18 protein-coding genes and 2 pseudogenes are annotated in these 15,893 nt (G+C 70.4%); 13 read left to right on the top strand and 7 right to left on the bottom strand.

Annotation, left to right across the window (positions count from 1 at the left end; translation table 11 throughout):
* Window positions 1–72 precede the first annotated feature (72 nt).
* Complete coding sequence (locus ACFYW1_RS08785) at window positions 73–234, top strand: hypothetical protein (RefSeq protein ID WP_388989325.1); 162 nt, start codon at window positions 73–75, stop codon at window positions 232–234.
* A gap of 93 nt (window positions 235–327) precedes the next feature.
* On the opposite strand, the gene trxA is transcribed toward ACFYW1_RS08785, so the two are convergent.
* Both trxA and ACFYW1_RS08775 read right to left on the bottom strand, forming a co-directional pair.
* Entirely contained in the window at window positions 328–654 is a 327-nt protein-coding gene (gene trxA, locus ACFYW1_RS08780) for a thioredoxin (RefSeq protein ID WP_388989169.1), read from the bottom strand.
* 85 nt (window positions 655–739) lie between these two features.
* Window positions 740–1,582, bottom strand: a complete 843-nt coding sequence (locus tag ACFYW1_RS08775; RefSeq protein WP_388989166.1) for an NAD(P)/FAD-dependent oxidoreductase — start codon at window positions 1,580–1,582, stop codon at window positions 740–742.
* A 242-nt stretch (window positions 1,583–1,824) separates the two neighbouring features.
* Between ACFYW1_RS08775 and ACFYW1_RS08770 the strand changes: the two are divergent.
* Window positions 1,825–2,407 (top strand): annotated as a pseudogene (locus ACFYW1_RS08770) (helix-turn-helix domain-containing protein).
* Window positions 2,408–3,094: 687 nt separating this feature from the next.
* On the opposite strand, the gene ACFYW1_RS08765 reads toward ACFYW1_RS08770, so the two are convergent.
* Both ACFYW1_RS08765 and ACFYW1_RS08760 read right to left on the bottom strand, forming a co-directional pair.
* Window positions 3,095–3,694 carry a hypothetical protein gene (locus tag ACFYW1_RS08765; RefSeq protein WP_388989163.1) on the bottom strand — a complete coding sequence of 200 codons (600 nt, stop codon included), beginning with the start codon at window positions 3,692–3,694 and terminating at the stop codon, window positions 3,095–3,097.
* Between the two features lie 1,073 nt (window positions 3,695–4,767).
* Window positions 4,768–5,424, bottom strand: a complete 657-nt coding sequence (locus ACFYW1_RS08760) for an HSP18 transcriptional regulator (protein ID WP_388989160.1) — start codon at window positions 5,422–5,424, stop codon at window positions 4,768–4,770.
* Between the two features lie 126 nt (window positions 5,425–5,550).
* On the opposite strand from ACFYW1_RS08760, the gene ACFYW1_RS08755 reads away from it, so the two are divergent.
* The 6 genes and pseudogenes from ACFYW1_RS08755 (at window position 5,551) to ACFYW1_RS08730 (ending at window position 9,458) form a co-directional block, all read left to right on the top strand.
* Window positions 5,551–5,985: an Hsp20/alpha crystallin family protein gene (locus tag ACFYW1_RS08755; protein ID WP_388989157.1), complete on the top strand. Its 435-nt coding sequence runs from the start codon at window positions 5,551–5,553 to the stop codon at window positions 5,983–5,985.
* A gap of 100 nt (window positions 5,986–6,085) precedes the next feature.
* Window positions 6,086–6,378 (top strand): annotated as a pseudogene (locus ACFYW1_RS08750) (DUF2267 domain-containing protein).
* Between the two features lie 306 nt (window positions 6,379–6,684).
* Window positions 6,685–6,888, top strand: a complete 204-nt coding sequence (locus ACFYW1_RS08745) for a cold-shock protein (RefSeq protein ID WP_388989154.1) — start codon at window positions 6,685–6,687, stop codon at window positions 6,886–6,888.
* 243 nt (window positions 6,889–7,131) lie between these two features.
* Window positions 7,132–8,640 carry a DEAD/DEAH box helicase gene (locus ACFYW1_RS08740; RefSeq protein WP_388989152.1) on the top strand — a complete coding sequence of 503 codons (1,509 nt, stop codon included), beginning with the start codon at window positions 7,132–7,134 and terminating at the stop codon, window positions 8,638–8,640.
* Between the two features lie 46 nt (window positions 8,641–8,686).
* A complete protein-coding gene (locus tag ACFYW1_RS08735; protein WP_388989149.1) occupies window positions 8,687–9,094 on the top strand; it encodes a CBS domain-containing protein in 408 nt (135 codons plus the stop codon).
* 52 nt (window positions 9,095–9,146) lie between these two features.
* On the top strand, window positions 9,147–9,458 hold the full coding sequence (locus ACFYW1_RS08730; protein WP_388989146.1) for an SCO5918 family protein: 312 nt from the start codon (window positions 9,147–9,149) through the stop codon (window positions 9,456–9,458).
* A 329-nt stretch (window positions 9,459–9,787) separates the two neighbouring features.
* Here the strand turns inward: ACFYW1_RS08730 and ACFYW1_RS08725 are convergent, their stop codons facing one another.
* Window positions 9,788–9,967, bottom strand: coding sequence for a hypothetical protein (locus ACFYW1_RS08725; RefSeq protein ID WP_388989143.1), 180 nt, complete (start codon window positions 9,965–9,967; stop codon window positions 9,788–9,790).
* 858 nt (window positions 9,968–10,825) lie between these two features.
* Between ACFYW1_RS08725 and ACFYW1_RS08720 the strand changes: the two genes are divergently transcribed.
* Window positions 10,826–11,164, top strand: coding sequence for a MerR family transcriptional regulator (locus ACFYW1_RS08720; RefSeq protein WP_388989140.1), 339 nt, complete (start codon window positions 10,826–10,828; stop codon window positions 11,162–11,164).
* A gap of 300 nt (window positions 11,165–11,464) precedes the next feature.
* On the opposite strand, the gene ACFYW1_RS08715 is transcribed toward ACFYW1_RS08720, so the two are convergent.
* Window positions 11,465–12,265 carry an alpha/beta fold hydrolase gene (locus ACFYW1_RS08715; RefSeq protein WP_388989137.1) on the bottom strand — a complete coding sequence of 267 codons (801 nt, stop codon included), beginning with the start codon at window positions 12,263–12,265 and terminating at the stop codon, window positions 11,465–11,467.
* A gap of 135 nt (window positions 12,266–12,400) precedes the next feature.
* On the opposite strand from ACFYW1_RS08715, the gene ACFYW1_RS08710 reads away from it, so the two are divergent.
* Window positions 12,401–13,024 carry a TetR/AcrR family transcriptional regulator gene (locus ACFYW1_RS08710; RefSeq protein ID WP_388989135.1) on the top strand — a complete coding sequence of 208 codons (624 nt, stop codon included), beginning with the start codon at window positions 12,401–12,403 and terminating at the stop codon, window positions 13,022–13,024.
* Between the two features lie 122 nt (window positions 13,025–13,146).
* Here the strand turns inward: ACFYW1_RS08710 and ACFYW1_RS08705 are convergent, their stop codons facing one another.
* On the bottom strand, window positions 13,147–13,779 hold the full coding sequence (locus ACFYW1_RS08705; protein WP_388989132.1) for a TetR family transcriptional regulator: 633 nt from the start codon (window positions 13,777–13,779) through the stop codon (window positions 13,147–13,149).
* Between the two features lie 75 nt (window positions 13,780–13,854).
* Here ACFYW1_RS08705 and ACFYW1_RS08700 point away from each other — a divergent pair, with 75 nt between their 5' ends.
* The 3 genes from ACFYW1_RS08700 to ACFYW1_RS08690 are packed head-to-tail and all read left to right on the top strand — an operon-like array spanning window position 13,855 to window position 15,883.
* The gene (locus tag ACFYW1_RS08700; RefSeq protein ID WP_388989129.1) at window positions 13,855–14,547 is read left to right on the top strand and encodes an NAD(P)-dependent oxidoreductase; all 693 of its coding nucleotides are present in this window, start codon (window positions 13,855–13,857) and stop codon (window positions 14,545–14,547) included.
* Complete coding sequence (locus ACFYW1_RS08695) at window positions 14,544–14,948, top strand: pyridoxamine 5'-phosphate oxidase family protein (RefSeq protein ID WP_388989126.1); 405 nt, start codon at window positions 14,544–14,546, stop codon at window positions 14,946–14,948. The genes ACFYW1_RS08700 and ACFYW1_RS08695 overlap by 4 nt, the downstream gene beginning before the upstream one ends.
* 35 nt (window positions 14,949–14,983) lie before the next feature.
* Complete coding sequence (locus ACFYW1_RS08690) at window positions 14,984–15,883, top strand: haloalkane dehalogenase (RefSeq protein WP_388989123.1); 900 nt, start codon at window positions 14,984–14,986, stop codon at window positions 15,881–15,883.
* Window positions 15,884–15,893: the final 10 nt, after the last annotated feature.

Raw genomic sequence — 15,893 nt, 5'->3', positions numbered from 1 at the left:
GATGCGCAGGACGAGGAAGGCGCGGATCCCCTCCAAGCCGCTGCCGTTCTCGCTGCGGAGACCGTTCAGGGCGTGGGTGAGGGCCGCGGTGCGGCCGGGGCCTACCCCCGGCTGGCCCGCGCCATGCGCGCGGGAGCCGATCCCTGGGACCTCGATGCCCTGTTCGCCTCGGGTCTCGCCGGCGTCCCGGACGGCATCGCGGCCGATATCGCACGACGGCACAGCGGCGCCTGAGTCTTCCGCACCTGCCCCGCGACGCGAGCCCCTCGCCCAGGTCCTGGGTGAGGGGCTCGGTGGAGCGGAGACTCGTTCCGGTCCGGCCGTCCGTCATTCGCCGGCTTGCAGGATCGAGGCGAGCTTCTGCTCCAGGGCGTGCTTGGGCGCCGCGCCGACCCACGAGCCTGCGGGCCGGCCACCCGTGTAGACGACGAAGGCGGGTACGGAGGTGATGCCGTGCTCGGCGGCCAGCCCCCGTTCCTCGTCCAGGTCGACCCGGACGACGTCCAAGTCGTCGGAGTGCTCGGCGGCCAGCTGTTCCACGATGGGGGTGACCATCCGGCACGGGTGGCACCAGGTGGCCCAGAACTGGACCAGGACGGGTCGTTCCGCCCGGAGGACACGGGCGGTGAAGGTCTGCTCGGTGACGCTGTCCACCGGGCGGGGGCGGGTGTGGGCATGCGTGGGCTCCTTGCCTTGCTTGCTCGGTCGGGGGTGAGGTCCGGCGTCGCCGTGCCGCGGGCTACTCGGCGGTGGCAACGGCCGTGACGCGGTGCTGTTCGACGGCGCGGTCGACGTCCTCGTCCAGCAGGTCGGTGTTGATGGCGAAGGCGGCGGCGGACCCCATGCCGGCGGCGGGGACGACCTGGGCCCGCGGATCGACGACGTTGCCCGCGGCCCAGACTCCCGGGACGCTGGTGAGACCGGTGCGGTCGGTGACGACCCAGCCATTGCCGTCCCGGTCGCAGCCCAGTGCGGTCAGCAGCCCGTCGTGCGGCACCATGCGGGGGAAGAGGAACGCGGCGGCGCGAGGAAAGACGCGGCCGTCGGTCAGTTCGACGCCCTGCAGCCGGTCGCCGTCGACGACGAGCTGCTTGACCTCCCCCTCTGCCACGCGCACGCCGCACGCGATCAGCTGCTCCCGGTCCTGTGCGGTCAGGTCCGAGGTGTGCGGGAAGAAGACGATGTTGTCACTCCACTGCCGCAGGAGCAGGGCCTGGTGGGCGGACCCCGGGTGTGTGCCGAGGACGGCCAGGGGCCGGTCGCGGACTTCGTAGGCGTGGCAGTACGGGCAGTGCAGCAGATCCTTGCCCCACCGCTCGCGCACACCGGGGATGCCGGGCAGTTCGTCGCGCAGCCCGGTCGCGGCCAGGACCCGACGCGCCTTGGGCACCACCCCGCCCGCCAGGCGGACGTAGTAGCCGTGGTCGATCTCCTCCACCCGTCCCCGCAGGATCCGGACGCCGTACCGGGCGATCTCGGCCCGCCCGAGGTCGAGCAGGGCCGCCGGCGGCAGCCCGTCGCGGGACAGGAATCCGTGCATGTGCGAGGCGGGCGCGTTGCGCGGCGCGCCGGCGTCGATCACCACCACCTTGCGGCGTGCGCGGCCCAGCAGCAGGGCGGCGTTCAGGCCGGCCGCTCGGCACCGATCACCACCACGTCGTGGACGTCGTCGGGCACACCGCCGAACACGTCGCGCCGGGTCTCGCTGTTCTGGTCATCCGTCGAATCGGTCATGAGGACCACCTCCTGGCGCGATGGTGCGCTCGAGCCGGTGAGCCGACAGCTTCCGTTGCCATTTCCGGGACGCGGGAGTGGAATGGCGGCATGGACGAGCAATCACCGATCGCCGCCACGATGGCCCAGGTCCGGTACCCGCCTCAGGCGCATCCGCGCTGAGCGCGGCGTGACCCTGGCGACGCTGGCCGAGGCCACCGGCATCTCCAAGAGCACCCTGTCCAGGCTGGAGTCGGGCCAGCGACGCCCGAGCCTGGAACTGCTGCTCCCCATCGCGCACGCCCACCAGGTCCCCCTGGACGAACTCGTCGGTGCACCCGAGGTCGGCGACCCGCGGGTCCCTCTCAAGCCCCGCGTGCACCAGGGGCGCACGGTGATCCCGTTGTCGGCCCAGCCCGGGGGCGTACAAGCCTGGAAATCGATCATTCCCGCGGAACAGAACCGGCCCGAGCCCGTCACGCACGAGGGGCACGAGTGGCTGTACGTCCTGTCCGGGCGGCTGCGGCTCGTCCTGGCCGATCACGACCTGATCCTGAAGCCGGGTGAGGCCGCCGAGTTCGACACCCGGCTGCCGCACTGGTTCGGCCCCACGGGCGAGTCCCCCGTGGAGGTCCTCAGCCTGTTCGGCCCCCAGGGAGAACGCGTCCACGTCCGTGCCAAGCCCACTCCCTGACGGAACGGCGTCCTGCCGCCGAGTGGGCGCGCTGGTCGCCGGTTGCGCCGACGGCCGCAGTCCGCAGGTGCCCGTCGGCCGTGCCATGACGTGCCAGTGGCGGCGGTGAAGAGCGGTCGGGACGGGTGCCGATACGGCATTCGGACCCGGGCGGCACCAGCCTGTTCCCGAAGGTCAGATGGCATATCTGCGCCTGAGCGCCGAGTGACTCCCAAGCTCGGAGCGCGAGTTCGGTTCTCGTCGCTCGCTCTTGTCCGCGGCTCCTCAGGGCCGACGGCGAGCCGATGACCGTCCCGGACCGGGACCGGCCGGACGTTCGCCCGTACGCGGAGGAAGTCGTGCGTACGTGAACTGCCGCGCGTGCGCAGACCGTGATCGATCGCCGGACGGCGAGGTGCGTGTGACCGTCGGGCGGAACCGGCCCGGAGACGTCCCGGTGGCTGCGAACCGGACTGCCGTCTCCGCCGTCCTCGCCCCGACCGTCGTCCTCGGTGCCACTACCGCCCGGACGCTGTCGCCGCGGAAATCAACTCACGCCCACGCAGAACGCCCGGCTGGGAAACCCCAGCCGAGCGTCTGACTGCACTGCTGACAACAGCCGCTTGACCAGCGGGTTGCTACGCCCTCCTGAATCCGTCACCGGGAGCGGACCTGCGCGTCCGGCGTGGCCTCCGGGCTGCCATCAGGTCAGATCGTCGGTGTGTCGTCAACGATCTCCTTGTGCGGTTCGACAATGAACTTCCAGCCCTCGCTGGGCTCCAGGAACCGCACTCGGGTCGGGTAGATGTCCAGGGCGCGGCGGTCGCGGTTCTGGTTGTTCGCGTTCTTCCGCGCCCGGGCCGGCTCCTCGTACAGGTCGACCTTGACGTCCGGCACCGCGACGACTTCCTCGCTCCAGCGCTGAACCACTCCCGCACCGAACGCGTCCCGCGCGGCGGAGTAGAGCGACTCCAGGGATTCCTTGTTCCCGCCGGGCACGAAGAGGGCAAGGTTCAGGAGGACACCGGCACTCTGGAGAACCTCGATCTCCTCCCCCTCCTTGTCGGCAATCCAGATCCCGGCCTCTTCAGCGTTGTCCGGGAGGACGTGAATCTCCTCACCGAAAACCGTCCTCGCAGCGAAGGACCCTCCCTCGAAATTTTTGCCCGGCTCCGTGAGGAAAGCCGGGGCGTAGCAGTCGAGAGGAAGGCCACTCGTCCCCGCCGAGACGAAGATTCCGTCCTGGGGACCCAAGCCTGAAATCTCCTCGGCCGTAAGACGTCGAGCCGTAACCTTCTCGGTATTCACGCCATTCCCCTTTTAATCGCGGCGTCCTGTGAATTCATTGAGACTCTATCACGAAAAAGATCAGTCACTCCCCATTACGCATGCCTCGCATTCACGGTGACAGCGGCCGACCTGCAAGCAATTCCTCCCGGGAGAGCGGTGGACAACTCCTCCCGCATCACCGAAGAAACGCAGCCCTCGCAGAGAAATACGGAGACGCCCGAGAGGACCGTCTCGCTTCGGCGTTGCTTTCAGCGACGACACCGGTCGCCGAGGTCAAGTCGGCCGGATATCAGGCGCGAGGACCGTGCGGGCCAAGGGCTGTCCCATAATCCCTGGCGGATCGGTGCGCGGTACCAAAAACCGCGCACCCGCCAAGGATTACGAAACACACCCGAGGGACGACGCAAGCAGATTATGCATTCACGGCACCCTGCGCCACACCCGGACAAAACACCCGACCGCGCACCACCCTATAAAAGTTCTGCGATGGCGGAGGCCGACAGCAACCTCCGACAGTTCCGGGCTCGCGTTCTCGGCCCCGGCGTGAAGAGATGCGGACGAGAAACACGGAAGCCCTCCGCGAAGCGGAGTAGCTCGCCCCCCACGTGCTCTCCCGCACGCGAGGGTCGTTTGGGCTCCGAGGTGAGGAAGGTGGCTTCCCGTGCAGGCCCGCGTATGCCGGTATCAGGGTGCGTAGAGCTCGGGCGCGTCTCCGGGCATTGCGGCTCCTCAAGGCGTACGAACAGCAACGGGGAACTCTGCGGGCACGCCAGTACGTGCCACCGACAACCCGTACGGCGACGACCACCTCATCGCATCCCCGAACAAGAGGGCGGCGGGGCCGGACTGAGCCCGGGTCGGTCAGGTCGGCGTTCGCCGCGAGCCCGGGGCTGCTCGCGCGCTCGAAGGCGGCGAGGAAGGCGTGGGCGTCAGATGTTCCGGCCGAGGCGGCCGACCGCGACGGTCGCTCCGGCGGGGGCTCCAGCCTTGTCCTTGGGAGCGGACCGCGCCCGCCCGCGGGCCGCCCGTCCTGGTGGGGCTGCGGTCCGTACGCCGTCCGAGCCGGGTCTGTGCCCGAGCGGTGGTGCGGATCACGAGCCGCGCTGGTCGTGGGTGTTCCGGCGGAGCTGTTCGGTGTGGCGGGCCAGGTCGTCGATGCGCTCGGCGAGCTCGGCGTCCTCGGGCCGCAGGTGGGCCCGGGTCTCGGTCAGGGGGCCGACGAGCCGGGCGGCGTCGTTGTCGGCAAGGGCCAGGTTCAGGTTGCCGATCGCACCCTCGGCGTCGGCCGGAAGGCTGGTGAGAGCGGTGATCCGCCCGGCCAGACGGCGCAGGTCGCTCGCGTTGTCGCGGGCCCAGGCGTTCACGCTGCGGTCGGCGGCGCGGGTGTCGCGAGTCGCCTGGACGCGCTCCTCTCCCGTGCTGCCCGCCTTGCCGGGACGCAGCCGGAGGTAACGGCGTTCGGCGGCCTGGCGGCTGGCGACTCCGAGGGGGCCCGCGAGGTCGGCCCAGCTCGCGCCCTGGCCGCGGGCGGTTTCGATCAGGCCCGTTTCCCAGCCGGCGAGCTGCTCGCGGACCTCCCGCAGCAGCAGAAGCGCGGCCAGGGCCGGGTGCGGGCCCGCCTCCGGCGCCGCCGGAGGCGTGGCGGCGGAGGGCTGCTGCGCCTCCTTGAGGGCCTGGTCGATGGTCTCCAGAGCGGCAGCCGCCGCGAGAAAGGTGACGGGCGCGGTCGGCTGTGCGGCCTCGTTCATTCGGCCTCCAGTCATGTCGTCCTTCGGATGACATCGTTCTTGTCATCGTTCCGATGACATGTTACAACGGGAACACATCGAAGCGCATTGGCAGCTCCTGCCTGAACCAACTGGAGGTGTTTCGCGATGTTGATGCGCACTGACCCGTTCCGCGAGATGGACCGGATCGTTCAGCAGCTTTCGGGCGCGTCGGGCACGTGGTCGAAGCCGTCCGTGATGCCGATGGACGCCTACCGCCAGGGCGACGTGTACGTGATCGCCTTCGACCTCCCCGGTGTCAGCACCGAGGCCATCGACATCGACGTCGAGCGGAACATGCTGACCGTGAAGGCCGAGCGCCGCCCCGCGGAGAAGTCCGACGGCGTGCAGATGGAGCTCTCCGAGCGGCCCCTGGGTGTCTTCTCCCGCCAGATCATGCTGGCCGACACCCTCGACACCGAGCGCATCGAAGCCGACTACGACGCAGGTGTCCTCACTCTGCGGATCCCGATCGCAGAACGCGCCAAGCCGCGGAAGATCAGCATCGGCGGCGCGTCCGACCGCAAGCAGATCGCCGACTGAACGGGCCGGAACCAGCGGCGGAGGACGGGGGAACCCGATCCCCCTCCGGCACCCCGTCCTCCGCACCCCCTTCCCTCCCCGGAGGTGATGTGAGACGCCGATGCGCAGGGAAGCGCTCCTGAACCACATCCGGGAACGTGGCGAGCAACCGGACCCGGGCCGAAGCCGAACGAGCGGCCCGTATCGTCCTGGCCCTGCCGGGCGCACCCCTGGTCGGCACCGTGCGGGCCGGACTCGCCGCCCGCCTCCCCGAGGTCCTGAACCCCCTGCGGGACGTCGCCGCGGTTCTCTCCACCGCGGCCGCCACAGCGGGGCGACGCCCTCGTGCGCGAGGTCCGGTTCCAGCTCCCGCCCGGCTACGGCCTCCCCTTCGGCCGCCCCCGGCCGGGGTGAGCCGACCTGGGTGCCAAATTCCGAGTGCGCGAATATCTGCGTTCGCGGACCGAGATTTTAACCGGCGCCCCGGAGAGAGTTTTTACCGGCGGCACGCAGAGGTAAATCAAGGAAACGCGCGGGCCGCGCCGGCATGCTACTGTCGAATCAGTTGCAGTTTTGGTACCCGAAAACTTCAAGCGCCCCGTCGGCCGCCTGCCGTGCGGAAGCGTTTTGCATTCCGGTCATTTCCGGGCAGGGAATCATCGCGGCGACACGGCGTCCGTAAACTGCGGATTCCGCTGCACTGCCCAAAGGAGAAATGACATGTCCCTCGGTACCGTGAAGTGGTTCAACGCGGAAAAGGGTTTCGGCTTCATCGAGCAGGAAGGCGGCGGCCCCGACGTGTTCGCCCACTACTCGAACATCGCCTCCCAGGGCTTCCGCGAGCTCCAGGAGGGGCAGAAGGTCTCCTTCGACATCGCGCAGGGCCAGAAGGGCCCGACGGCCGAGAACATCGTTCCCGCCTGACGCTGACGCGTAATACGTAGCTGGGGCCCGCATCCCTCGGGGTGCGGGCCCCAGCTGCATGCATTTCACAGGATCTCCCCGTGCACCCGAATCACTGCCGCCCACTCGCCTGCACCGATGATTTCGCAACCAGGCCGGAGCCGCCTGGTTCTCACATTCCATTCGGCCCGTTCCTTTAATTCCCAACGCCGTTCATCCGCTGTCGGAATTTCTCGATGCGCGCCGTATCAAGAAAGGTTCTGAATGAACCCCACACGCATGAACGGCCGTTCCTCCCGCACCCGCCGCCAGGGCGGCCACGCATACGACTCCCTCGCCGGAACGGGCCGGGGCGGGCGTTCCGGGTCGTTCGGCACGAACCGAACGGGGGGTACGAGCCGGTCGGGCGGATACGGCAGGCACCCCGCCGCCGCGCAGGGGGAGTTCGCCCTGCCGAGGACGATCACTCCGGCGCTGCCCCCCGTCGAGAACTTCGCCGACCTGGCCCTGGACGGGCGTCTCCTGGCTGCGCTCACCGCGCAGGGCGTGTCCGTCCCGTTCGCCATCCAGGGCGCGACGCTGCCGAACTCCCTGGTGGGCCGGGACGTCCTGGGCCGCGGCCGGACAGGTTCCGGCAAGACGCTCGCCTTCGGCTTGGCTCTGCTCGCCCGTACGGCCGGACAGCACGCCGCACCCCGTCGGCCGCTGGCCCTGGTCCTGGTTCCCACCCGGGAACTCGCTCAGCAGGTCACCGAGGCCCTCACCCCTTACGCCCGAGCCGTGAAGCTGCGCCTGGCCACCGTCGTCGGCGGGATGCCGATCGGCCGGCAGGCGAGTGCTCTGCGGGGCGGTACCGAAGTCGTCGTCGCCACCCCCGGCCGTCTCAAGGACCTCATCGACCGCGGCGACTGCGGGCTGGACCAGGTCGCCATCACCGTCCTGGACGAGGCCGACCAGATGGCCGACATGGGCTTCATGCCCCAGGTCACCGCTCTTCTGAACCAGGTCCGGTCCGGAGGCCAGCGCATGCTGTTCTCCGCGACCCTGGACCGCAACGTCGACCTCCTGGTCCGCCGCTACCTCACCGACCCCGTCGTCCACTCCGTCGACCCCTCCCAGGGCGCGGTCACGACGATGAAGCACCACGTCCTGCACGTGCACGGCACCGACAAACAGCGGCTGACCACCGAGATCGCAGCTCGTGACGGCCGGGTGATCATGTTCTTGGACACCAAGCACGCCGTGGACCGTCTCGCCGAAGACCTCCTCGGCCTTGGTGTCCGGGCAGCGGCGCTGCACGGCGGGAAGTCACAGCCGCAGCGCACCCGTACCCTGGCCTGGTTCAAGAGCGGACACATCACCGTTCTGGTCGCCACGAACGTCGCGGCCCGCGGAATCCACGTCGACCAGCTCGACCTCGTCGTCAACGTGGACCCGCCCACCGACCACAAGGACTACCTGCACCGCGGCGGCCGTACCGCGCGAGCCGGCGCGTCGGGCAGCGTCGTCACCCTGGTCACCGCCAACCAGCGCCGGGACATGATGCGCCTCATGACGGCCGCCGGCATCGTGCCCGAGACCACCCAGGTCCGCTCCGGCGAGGACGCGCTCGCCCGGATCACCGGCGCACGCACGCCCTCCGGCATTCCCGTGACGATCACCGCGCCGCCCACCGAGCAGCGCAGGCGCGGCACGGCCTCTCGCGGTCGACGCGGTTCCGCCCCGGCGGCCGGACACGCCGGTGCACGGCGTTCTGCCGGCACGGCTGCCTGAGCGTCGCGTGATGCGGAAGCCGACCCATCTCCTCAGGAGGCACGTTGTGACGCCGATCCAGATGCAGCCCCGCCCGACGCATCCCGCCCCCTCCCGCCCCGCGACGACCGACGCCATGAGCGCGACCGAACCGCAGGTCTGCGACGACATGACCGTGGAAGTGGCCCTGGCCGTCATGGCCGGGGCCCGCACCGGCCGCCTTCTCGTCTGCGACAACGACGATCAGCGCACCGGTCTGGTCACCTGGGCCCAGCTCACCACCGTCCGTGACAGCGCCGCCTATACGGACCGGCTCCAGCTGCGCGACCTCTCCGGCGACAGCGGACCATCCGCCTCCTCCACCGCTTCCGGGCCAGGACGGGCCTTCGATCCGCGCAGGGCCGTCACCCCGTGTGTCATGGGCGGCCAGGACGGCAACCCGGGCACCCCCGCGCCGACCCTCGTCCTCGTGTGAACCGCCCGCCGCGGCGGGACCGTCCCCTTCCCCCCTCCCCCAATGAGGCATCGTGCGCTGTGTCATCGCCCGCTTCCCCTTCGACCTCACGAGGAGTGGCGTCCTGAACTCCATGAAGGGCGTCAGCCCCGAGGAGATCGTCGACGAGTCCGTGATCATCGGTCGCCGCGCCTACCCCGTCAAGCAGGTCGGCCAGGTCATCACCCGCCAGGACCGCCGCGACTTCACCGCCCGTGAAGTCGTCCGCGCCATGACCGGACTCGGCTTCACCTGTCGCAGCCTCCCTCGGAGCACCACGCCCGCCCACGGCCTCGATCCCGTCCAGCGCGCCTCTGCGGCACTCGGCGCCCCGACGGCATCCTGACCGTGATCCACGGGCGGACATGAACTGACACCCAGGCAGCCGAGAGGACCCGGCCGGCACTCGCCGGCCGGGTCCTTTCGTGCGCCGGGTCCTTTCGTGTATCGATGGGCGGATCCTCTACGGGGGCGGGGCTGCGATCGGGGCAGCCGGCGTCGCCCATGGTCCAGACCCTGCCGTCCATGATCGAGACGCGGTACATCTCGCCCGCCCCGGGACCCCCGCCCGCCCCGGAGGATCCGCGCCACGTGGGAGTGCGGGAGTGCACGCGTAGGGGCGGATCGCCCTTCCCCGCCGCGGCGGCGAAGACGGCGGAGAACTCGGCCGGGCGGTCAAGGTCCGCCCGGAGCTCCGGCCCCTCTGCCGCCCCAGCGCTTCGGGTGCCGGTCGACCCGTGCGACAACGCCCCCGGTGACGACGCTCAGGGGCATCCGGCCGCTCTGCCCGGACTCCCCCGCCCCGGCGACGTCGACGAACAGCTCGCCGATCTTCGAGATGAGAGCCGCTCCCACGGGCCGCCTCACCCCCTCCACCACTGGCCGCCCTGCCGGGAGAGCCAGTCGGGGGCGCGGGCACAGGTGACGCCGCGCCGTCGCGGTCACTTTTCGCTTCCGCCCGGTTCCCATTGTCTATCTGCCGGGGACACGAAAATCTATGTCGGCCGCAGTAGACATTGGGGAGCAGGTGGATTATGTTTTCTCTCGTAACCCGGAGAGACAGCATGGCCTGGCAGAGATGAACTGCCGGCGGAGCAGTACGGACAGTTGCAAGGAGCAGGACGGTACGGCGGCGGAGTTTCGAAGCCAGGTCTTACGCAGGACGGTGACGAAACTGGCGGCCGGACCGGGAGGCCCGCAGTGATCAGGGGCCTCCGGGAGCGGGACCGCGGTCATGGCAGATGCGGTACCCGCGAGAGCAGTGAGTTGTACCGCCGGTGAAGGCGTCGGGCTGCGGACGCGCGCACCGGAGGACGGCAGTGGCGTTCCGGGCCACGGCGAAGGCCGGACCGGCCATGGAACCGGCAGCCGGACAGCGGCGCTTCCTCGGGCCGCTGAGCAGTTCGCATCACCAGCAGTACGCAGTACCCGCATGACAAGAGGTTGATCGGCAAGGAAAGAACGGAGGAGCACGACGCCATCAGGATCGCCCGGGCGGAAGTCTTGAGTCCGGGTACCGCAGGACATCGATAGTGAGGTGGTCTTCGGTCAAGCAACCGCGATCCCCGCACCCCCGGCAGCAGCCAGGCCGGGTGGGCGGATACAGAAGGCCGGCGCTTCATCAGGGCCGGCAGGTGGTGTAGAAGTTCCTTCAGGGCCCTGGTGCCAGTACCGGCACCAGGGCCCCTCTATGCGTTTCACGGAGAGGTGCAAATGACAGCAGACAACTCGTACGACCGTCTCGACGACGACGACTACCCCGCCTACACCATGGGCAGAGCCGCCGAGATGATCGGCACCACCCAGAGCTTTCTCCGCGCCATCGGCGAAGCCCGCCTGATCACTCCGCTGCGTTCCGAGGGCGGCCACCGTCGCTACTCCCGCTACCAGCTCCGCATCGCCGCCCGTGCCCGCGAACTCGTCGACCAGGGCACCCCGATCGAGGCCGCCTGCCGCATCATCATCCTTGAGGACCAGCTCGAAGAGGCCCAGCGCATCAACGCCGAATACCGCCGCGCCGCCGAATCCGGCACCTTCCCGGAGCAGGCTTGAGGCGAGTACGCCCGCTGTCGGCATCGCCCGGCGGGCCCGGCGGTGTCGATGCCCCCGCCGGGAACGCGAGACGGCCGGCGGCCCGGGTGACGTCGTCGGCCCGGACGACTCGGGCCCCGTCCGTGTCCTTCGAGACGGTGAGCAGTGGTCGACCAGGGGTCCGCCGAGCCAGCGGAAGACCGGCCGTCAGAGGCCGTTGCTCCAGGTCGGAAGCCTGATGATGAAGACGGGAGCCGGTGATTCCCGGGCTCGGAGCACGAGTCCGGTTCTCGTCACCCCCCTCCGTGCCGAAGGTCCTGCTCATGCCTGCCCCTCGGCGAGGAAGGCCGTCAGGGCGGGGGCGAGGAGTTCCGGGGCGATGTCGTGTTCCTGGCCGGGGAAGACCTGGAGGGTGAAGTTCGTTCCGAGCGCGGCGAGTTCCCGCGCCCCGGTGAGCATGTGCGGAGCACCCGCGTCACCGCTGCCGACGAGGACGGGGACCGTCACCGTCCGCCAGCGGTCGCCGGGGAGCGGGCGGCCGGACATGGTCTCGCCCATGATCCGCCCGTCGTAGGACAACGTGGGGGCGGTGGCCTCCATTTCGGCCCAGAAGGGGGCTTGCCGCATACCGGCGACGGCCTCGGCCGGCAGACCCACGGCCGCGGTCATGAAGTAGGCCACCGCGTCGCCGTACTCGCCCCGTGCCACGAGTTCTTCCAGGTGGGTGACGTAGTCGGCAGGCAGCGGCGGGCGGCTGTCATCGGTCACGAAGGGCGGCTCGTACAGGGCGAGCCGGGTCACGGAGCCGCCCCGGGCGGCGGCCTCCAGCGCCAGTACGGCGCCGGAGGACATGCCGAAGAGCATGGCCTCGCCGCCCGCGCGCTCGATCAGGGCGTCCAGGTCCTCGACCTCGTGCCGCACGTCGTAGGACGGCCCGTCGCCGCTGTCGCCACGGCCCCGGCGGTCATAGGTGAACACCGTGAAGTGCTCGGACAGCAGGCCGGCGAGTTCCGCGGACGCGTGCCGCGTCATGAAGGCGCCGCCGACGAGCACCAGTGCGGGGCCGGAGCCCCGCTGCTCGAAGGCGATGGCGGTGCCATCGGCCGAGAAGACCTTGTCCATGCGAGACCCCCATAGGTATGCGGTTCGGCCGGAAGACCCCACCGTTTCAGAACTGGACGGTACAGTACCCACACGAGTACTGGTCGGTCCAGTACTCTTCGGGGAGGGGGAGACGACGAGCAGGAGGAGCCGGAGATGGACAGCCGCTCGGCACGCAAGCACCAGGCGATCCTGGACGCCGGGACCACCGTGTTCCTGGACAAGGGGTACGCGGGGACGAGCATGGACGACATCGCGAAACTGGCCGCGGTCTCCAAGCAGACCGTCTACAAGCACTTCGCCGACAAGGAGAAACTCTTCTCCGAGATCATCCTGGCGACCACCGACCGCATCGACAGCACGATCGATCTGGTGGCCGACGTCCCCGCCACGGCCGACGACCTGGACGAGAACCTGACCCGCCTCGCCCGCGGGCTACTGACGACCCTCACCCGCCCCGAGGTCATCCGGCTGCGCCGACTGATCATCGCCAACGCCGACGCCTTCCCCGCGCTCGGCGCCGCCTGGTACGAGCAGGGCTTCGAGCGGGTCCTGGTCACCCTGGCCGCCACCTTCCGGCGCCTCACCGACCAGGGAGTACTGCGCACCGACGAGCCCGCGCTGGCCGCCCACCACTTCGTGGGGCTCCTGCTGTGGATCCCCGTGAACCAGGCCATGTTCCACGGGAGCGCCCAGCACACGGAAGCCGATCTCGACCTCTACGCGACAGCCGGCGTCCGCACCTTCCTCGCCGCGTACCGCGCGCCGACCACCCTGTGAAAGGCGGCGCTCCTGCTTCTCCCGCCGGTCCGGCACCGGGATCGCCCCGTCCCCGGCCCACGGAGCGATCCGGCTGACGGAAGAGCGCGCCGCAACGCACCGGTGGGTGCGGCCGGCCGGGGTCATGCCCGGATCCGGGTCCCGCCCGTTCCGGGGGGCGCCGCGGTGCGTGGTCTCGGGGCCAGTGCCGCGCGGAGCGCCGGAGCGAGCATGCGGCGGGCCTCGGACGGGGTGAGGGCGGCGGGAGTGGGGAGCGGGTTGAGGTAGCGGGTGTAGATGAGGCCGCCGAGGACCGTCACCACGGCCGTGGCCCGGGCGGTCGCGTCCCGGCCGCCGAGAAATTCAACAAGCCGGGCCAGCAGCTCCTGTTCCAGGTATTCGCGGACGGCCTCGGCCGCCTCGTTCCCGTGGGCGGTGAGCCGCCGGAAGTCGGCGTCCTCCCACAGGTCCGTCACCGCGTCGATCAGGCGGTCGGGGAGGGTGGCCCGGTCGCCGGCGAGGACGTCGTCCACGGTCAGCGCCTGGGCGCACTGAAACTGCATCACCTCCGCGAACAGGCCCTTCTTCGAACCGAAGTGATAGGCGATCAGTGCCGGATCGACCCCGGCGGCTCCGGCGATCGCGCGCAAGGTGGTGCGCCGGTAGCCGTGTTCCAGGAACAGGGACCGGGCCGCCCCGACGATCGAGGCGCGGGTCGGCGGGGCCCCGCGGGGGCGGCCTCGGGTGCGGGCGGGGGCGGGGGCGGCGTTATTCATCGGCGTTGAGCCTGGGTTTCGCGATCAGCACAGTCAAGGGCGTTCCGCGATCCACACGAAGGGATGCCCGACACCATGCGTATCGCAGTCTTCGGCGCCAACGGACCGACCGGCCGCCACCTCACCGACCAGGCCCTCGCCGCCGGGCACGAGGTCGTCGCCGTCACGCGCCGCCCCGGCTCGCTGCCCGAACGGCCCGGCCTGACCGTGGCCGTCGCCGACGCCACCGATCCTGCGGCCGTCGACGCCGCGGTCGGCGGGATGGACGCCGTCCTCTCCGCGCTGGGGGCGCGCTTCAGCAAGGAGACCATCACCACGTACTCGGCGAGCGCCCGGGCCATCACCGGGGCCATGGCACGTCACGGCATCACGCGCCTGCTCGCCGTCAGCTCCAGCATCGCCGACCCGGCGTGGCGGCCGACCGGCGCGCACTTCTTCAACCACGTGCTCGACCCGCTGGTGAACCGGCGCCTCGGCCGGACCCTCCACGAGGACATGCGCCGCATGGAGTCCGTGATCCGTGGGACGCACCTCGACTGGACCCTCGTCCGGCCCTCGGGCCTCTTCGAGCACCCGGCCGTCACGGACTACCGCACCGCCGAGACCAGCGCGGACGGCGTCTTCACCGCCCGCGCGGACCTCGCCGCGAGCATGCTGCGCGAACTGGCGGAAAAGCGGTACGTCCGCACGGCCATGGGGGTCATCACCACGGACGTGAAGCCGAACATCGCCAAGCTGATCTGGAACGAGGGAGTGAAGAAGAAGTGAGACGGGCGACCACCGAACTGCCGCCTGCCGCACGGGCGTTCCTCGCAGAACCGCACACGGCCACCCTCACCACGATCCGCCCCGACGGCACCCTCCACGTCACTCCCGTCCGCTTCACCCTCGACGCCGCCGCCGGCCTGGCCCGCGTGACCACCCGCGCGGGAACCCGCAAGGCCCGGAACGTCGCGGCGGGCGGCCTCGCGGCGCGTGGTGCGCTCTGCCAGGCGGACGGCTTCCGCTGGGTCACCCTCGAAGGCCGGGCCGTGGTCGACGACGGCGAGACGCGCGTCGCCGACGCGGTGCGCCGCTATGCCGACCGCTACCGCGTGCTCCCTCCCGCGCCGCCGGATCTGGTGGTCATCGAGATCTCCGTCGACCGCGTCCTGAGCCTCAACCTCTGAATTCCCCCGAATTCCTCTGTATTCCCCTGAGTTTCTTGCACGGAAAGCGACGTGACACCGCGATGCCCACCCTTCCTGTTCTCGACTCCCACCTCCACCACCGCGAGAGCGGCGATCCCGATGGGCTGCCGTTCGTCTTCCTCCACGGCAACCCCACCTCCTCCCACCTGTGGCGCAACGTCCTGCCCGAGGTCGCCGCGCCCGGCCGCCGCCTCCTCGCTCCCGATCTCATCGGCATGGGCGACTCCGGCAAGCCCGACCTCGCCTACTCCTTCGACGACCACGCCCGTTATCTCGACGCCTGGTTCGACGCGCTCGGCCTCACCGAGGCCGTTCTCGTCGGGCACGACTGGGGCGGCGCGCTCGCCTTCGACCGCGCCGCCCGCCTCCCGGGCAGCGTCCGCGGCATCGCCTTCACCGAGACCATCGTCAAGCCGCTGGTCGGCGATGAATTCCCTTCGGCCGGAAGGAAGTTGTTCACCCTGCTGCGCACCCCCGGGGTGGGCGAGGAGATGATCCTGGAGAAGTCGTTGTTCATCGAAGGGCTCCCCGACACGCTCGCCACCCCGCTCGACCCCGCCGACCTGGCTGCCTACCGCCGCCCCTTCCCGACCCCGCGGAGCCGCCGACCGGTGCTGGCGTGGGCGCGCATGATGCCGTTGGACGCCGAACCCGCCGACGTCGTGGCCCGCATCGAGCGCTACGACGCCTGGCTGGCCGCCAGCCATGACGTCCCCAAGCTGCTGGCCGCGTTCGAGCCGGGCCCGGGCGCGATGACCGACCGGGGAGCCGTGGCCTGGTGCGAGGAGAACATCGCGGGTCTGGAGGTCTCCCGCCACGGCATCGCCGGTCACCACTCCCCGGAGGACCGCCCCGGGGAACTGGCCGCCGCGATCGGCGCGTGGGCCGACCGGCACGGACTGACGCGCCGGTAGCCGCGTACTC

This window comes from Streptomyces sp. NPDC002669 (assembly GCF_042889165.1).
Lineage (GTDB): Bacteria > Actinomycetota > Actinomycetes > Streptomycetales > Streptomycetaceae > Streptomyces.
The sequence above is the reverse complement of the archived record's forward strand: the minus strand, read 5'-3'. Positions and strand labels throughout refer to the sequence as shown.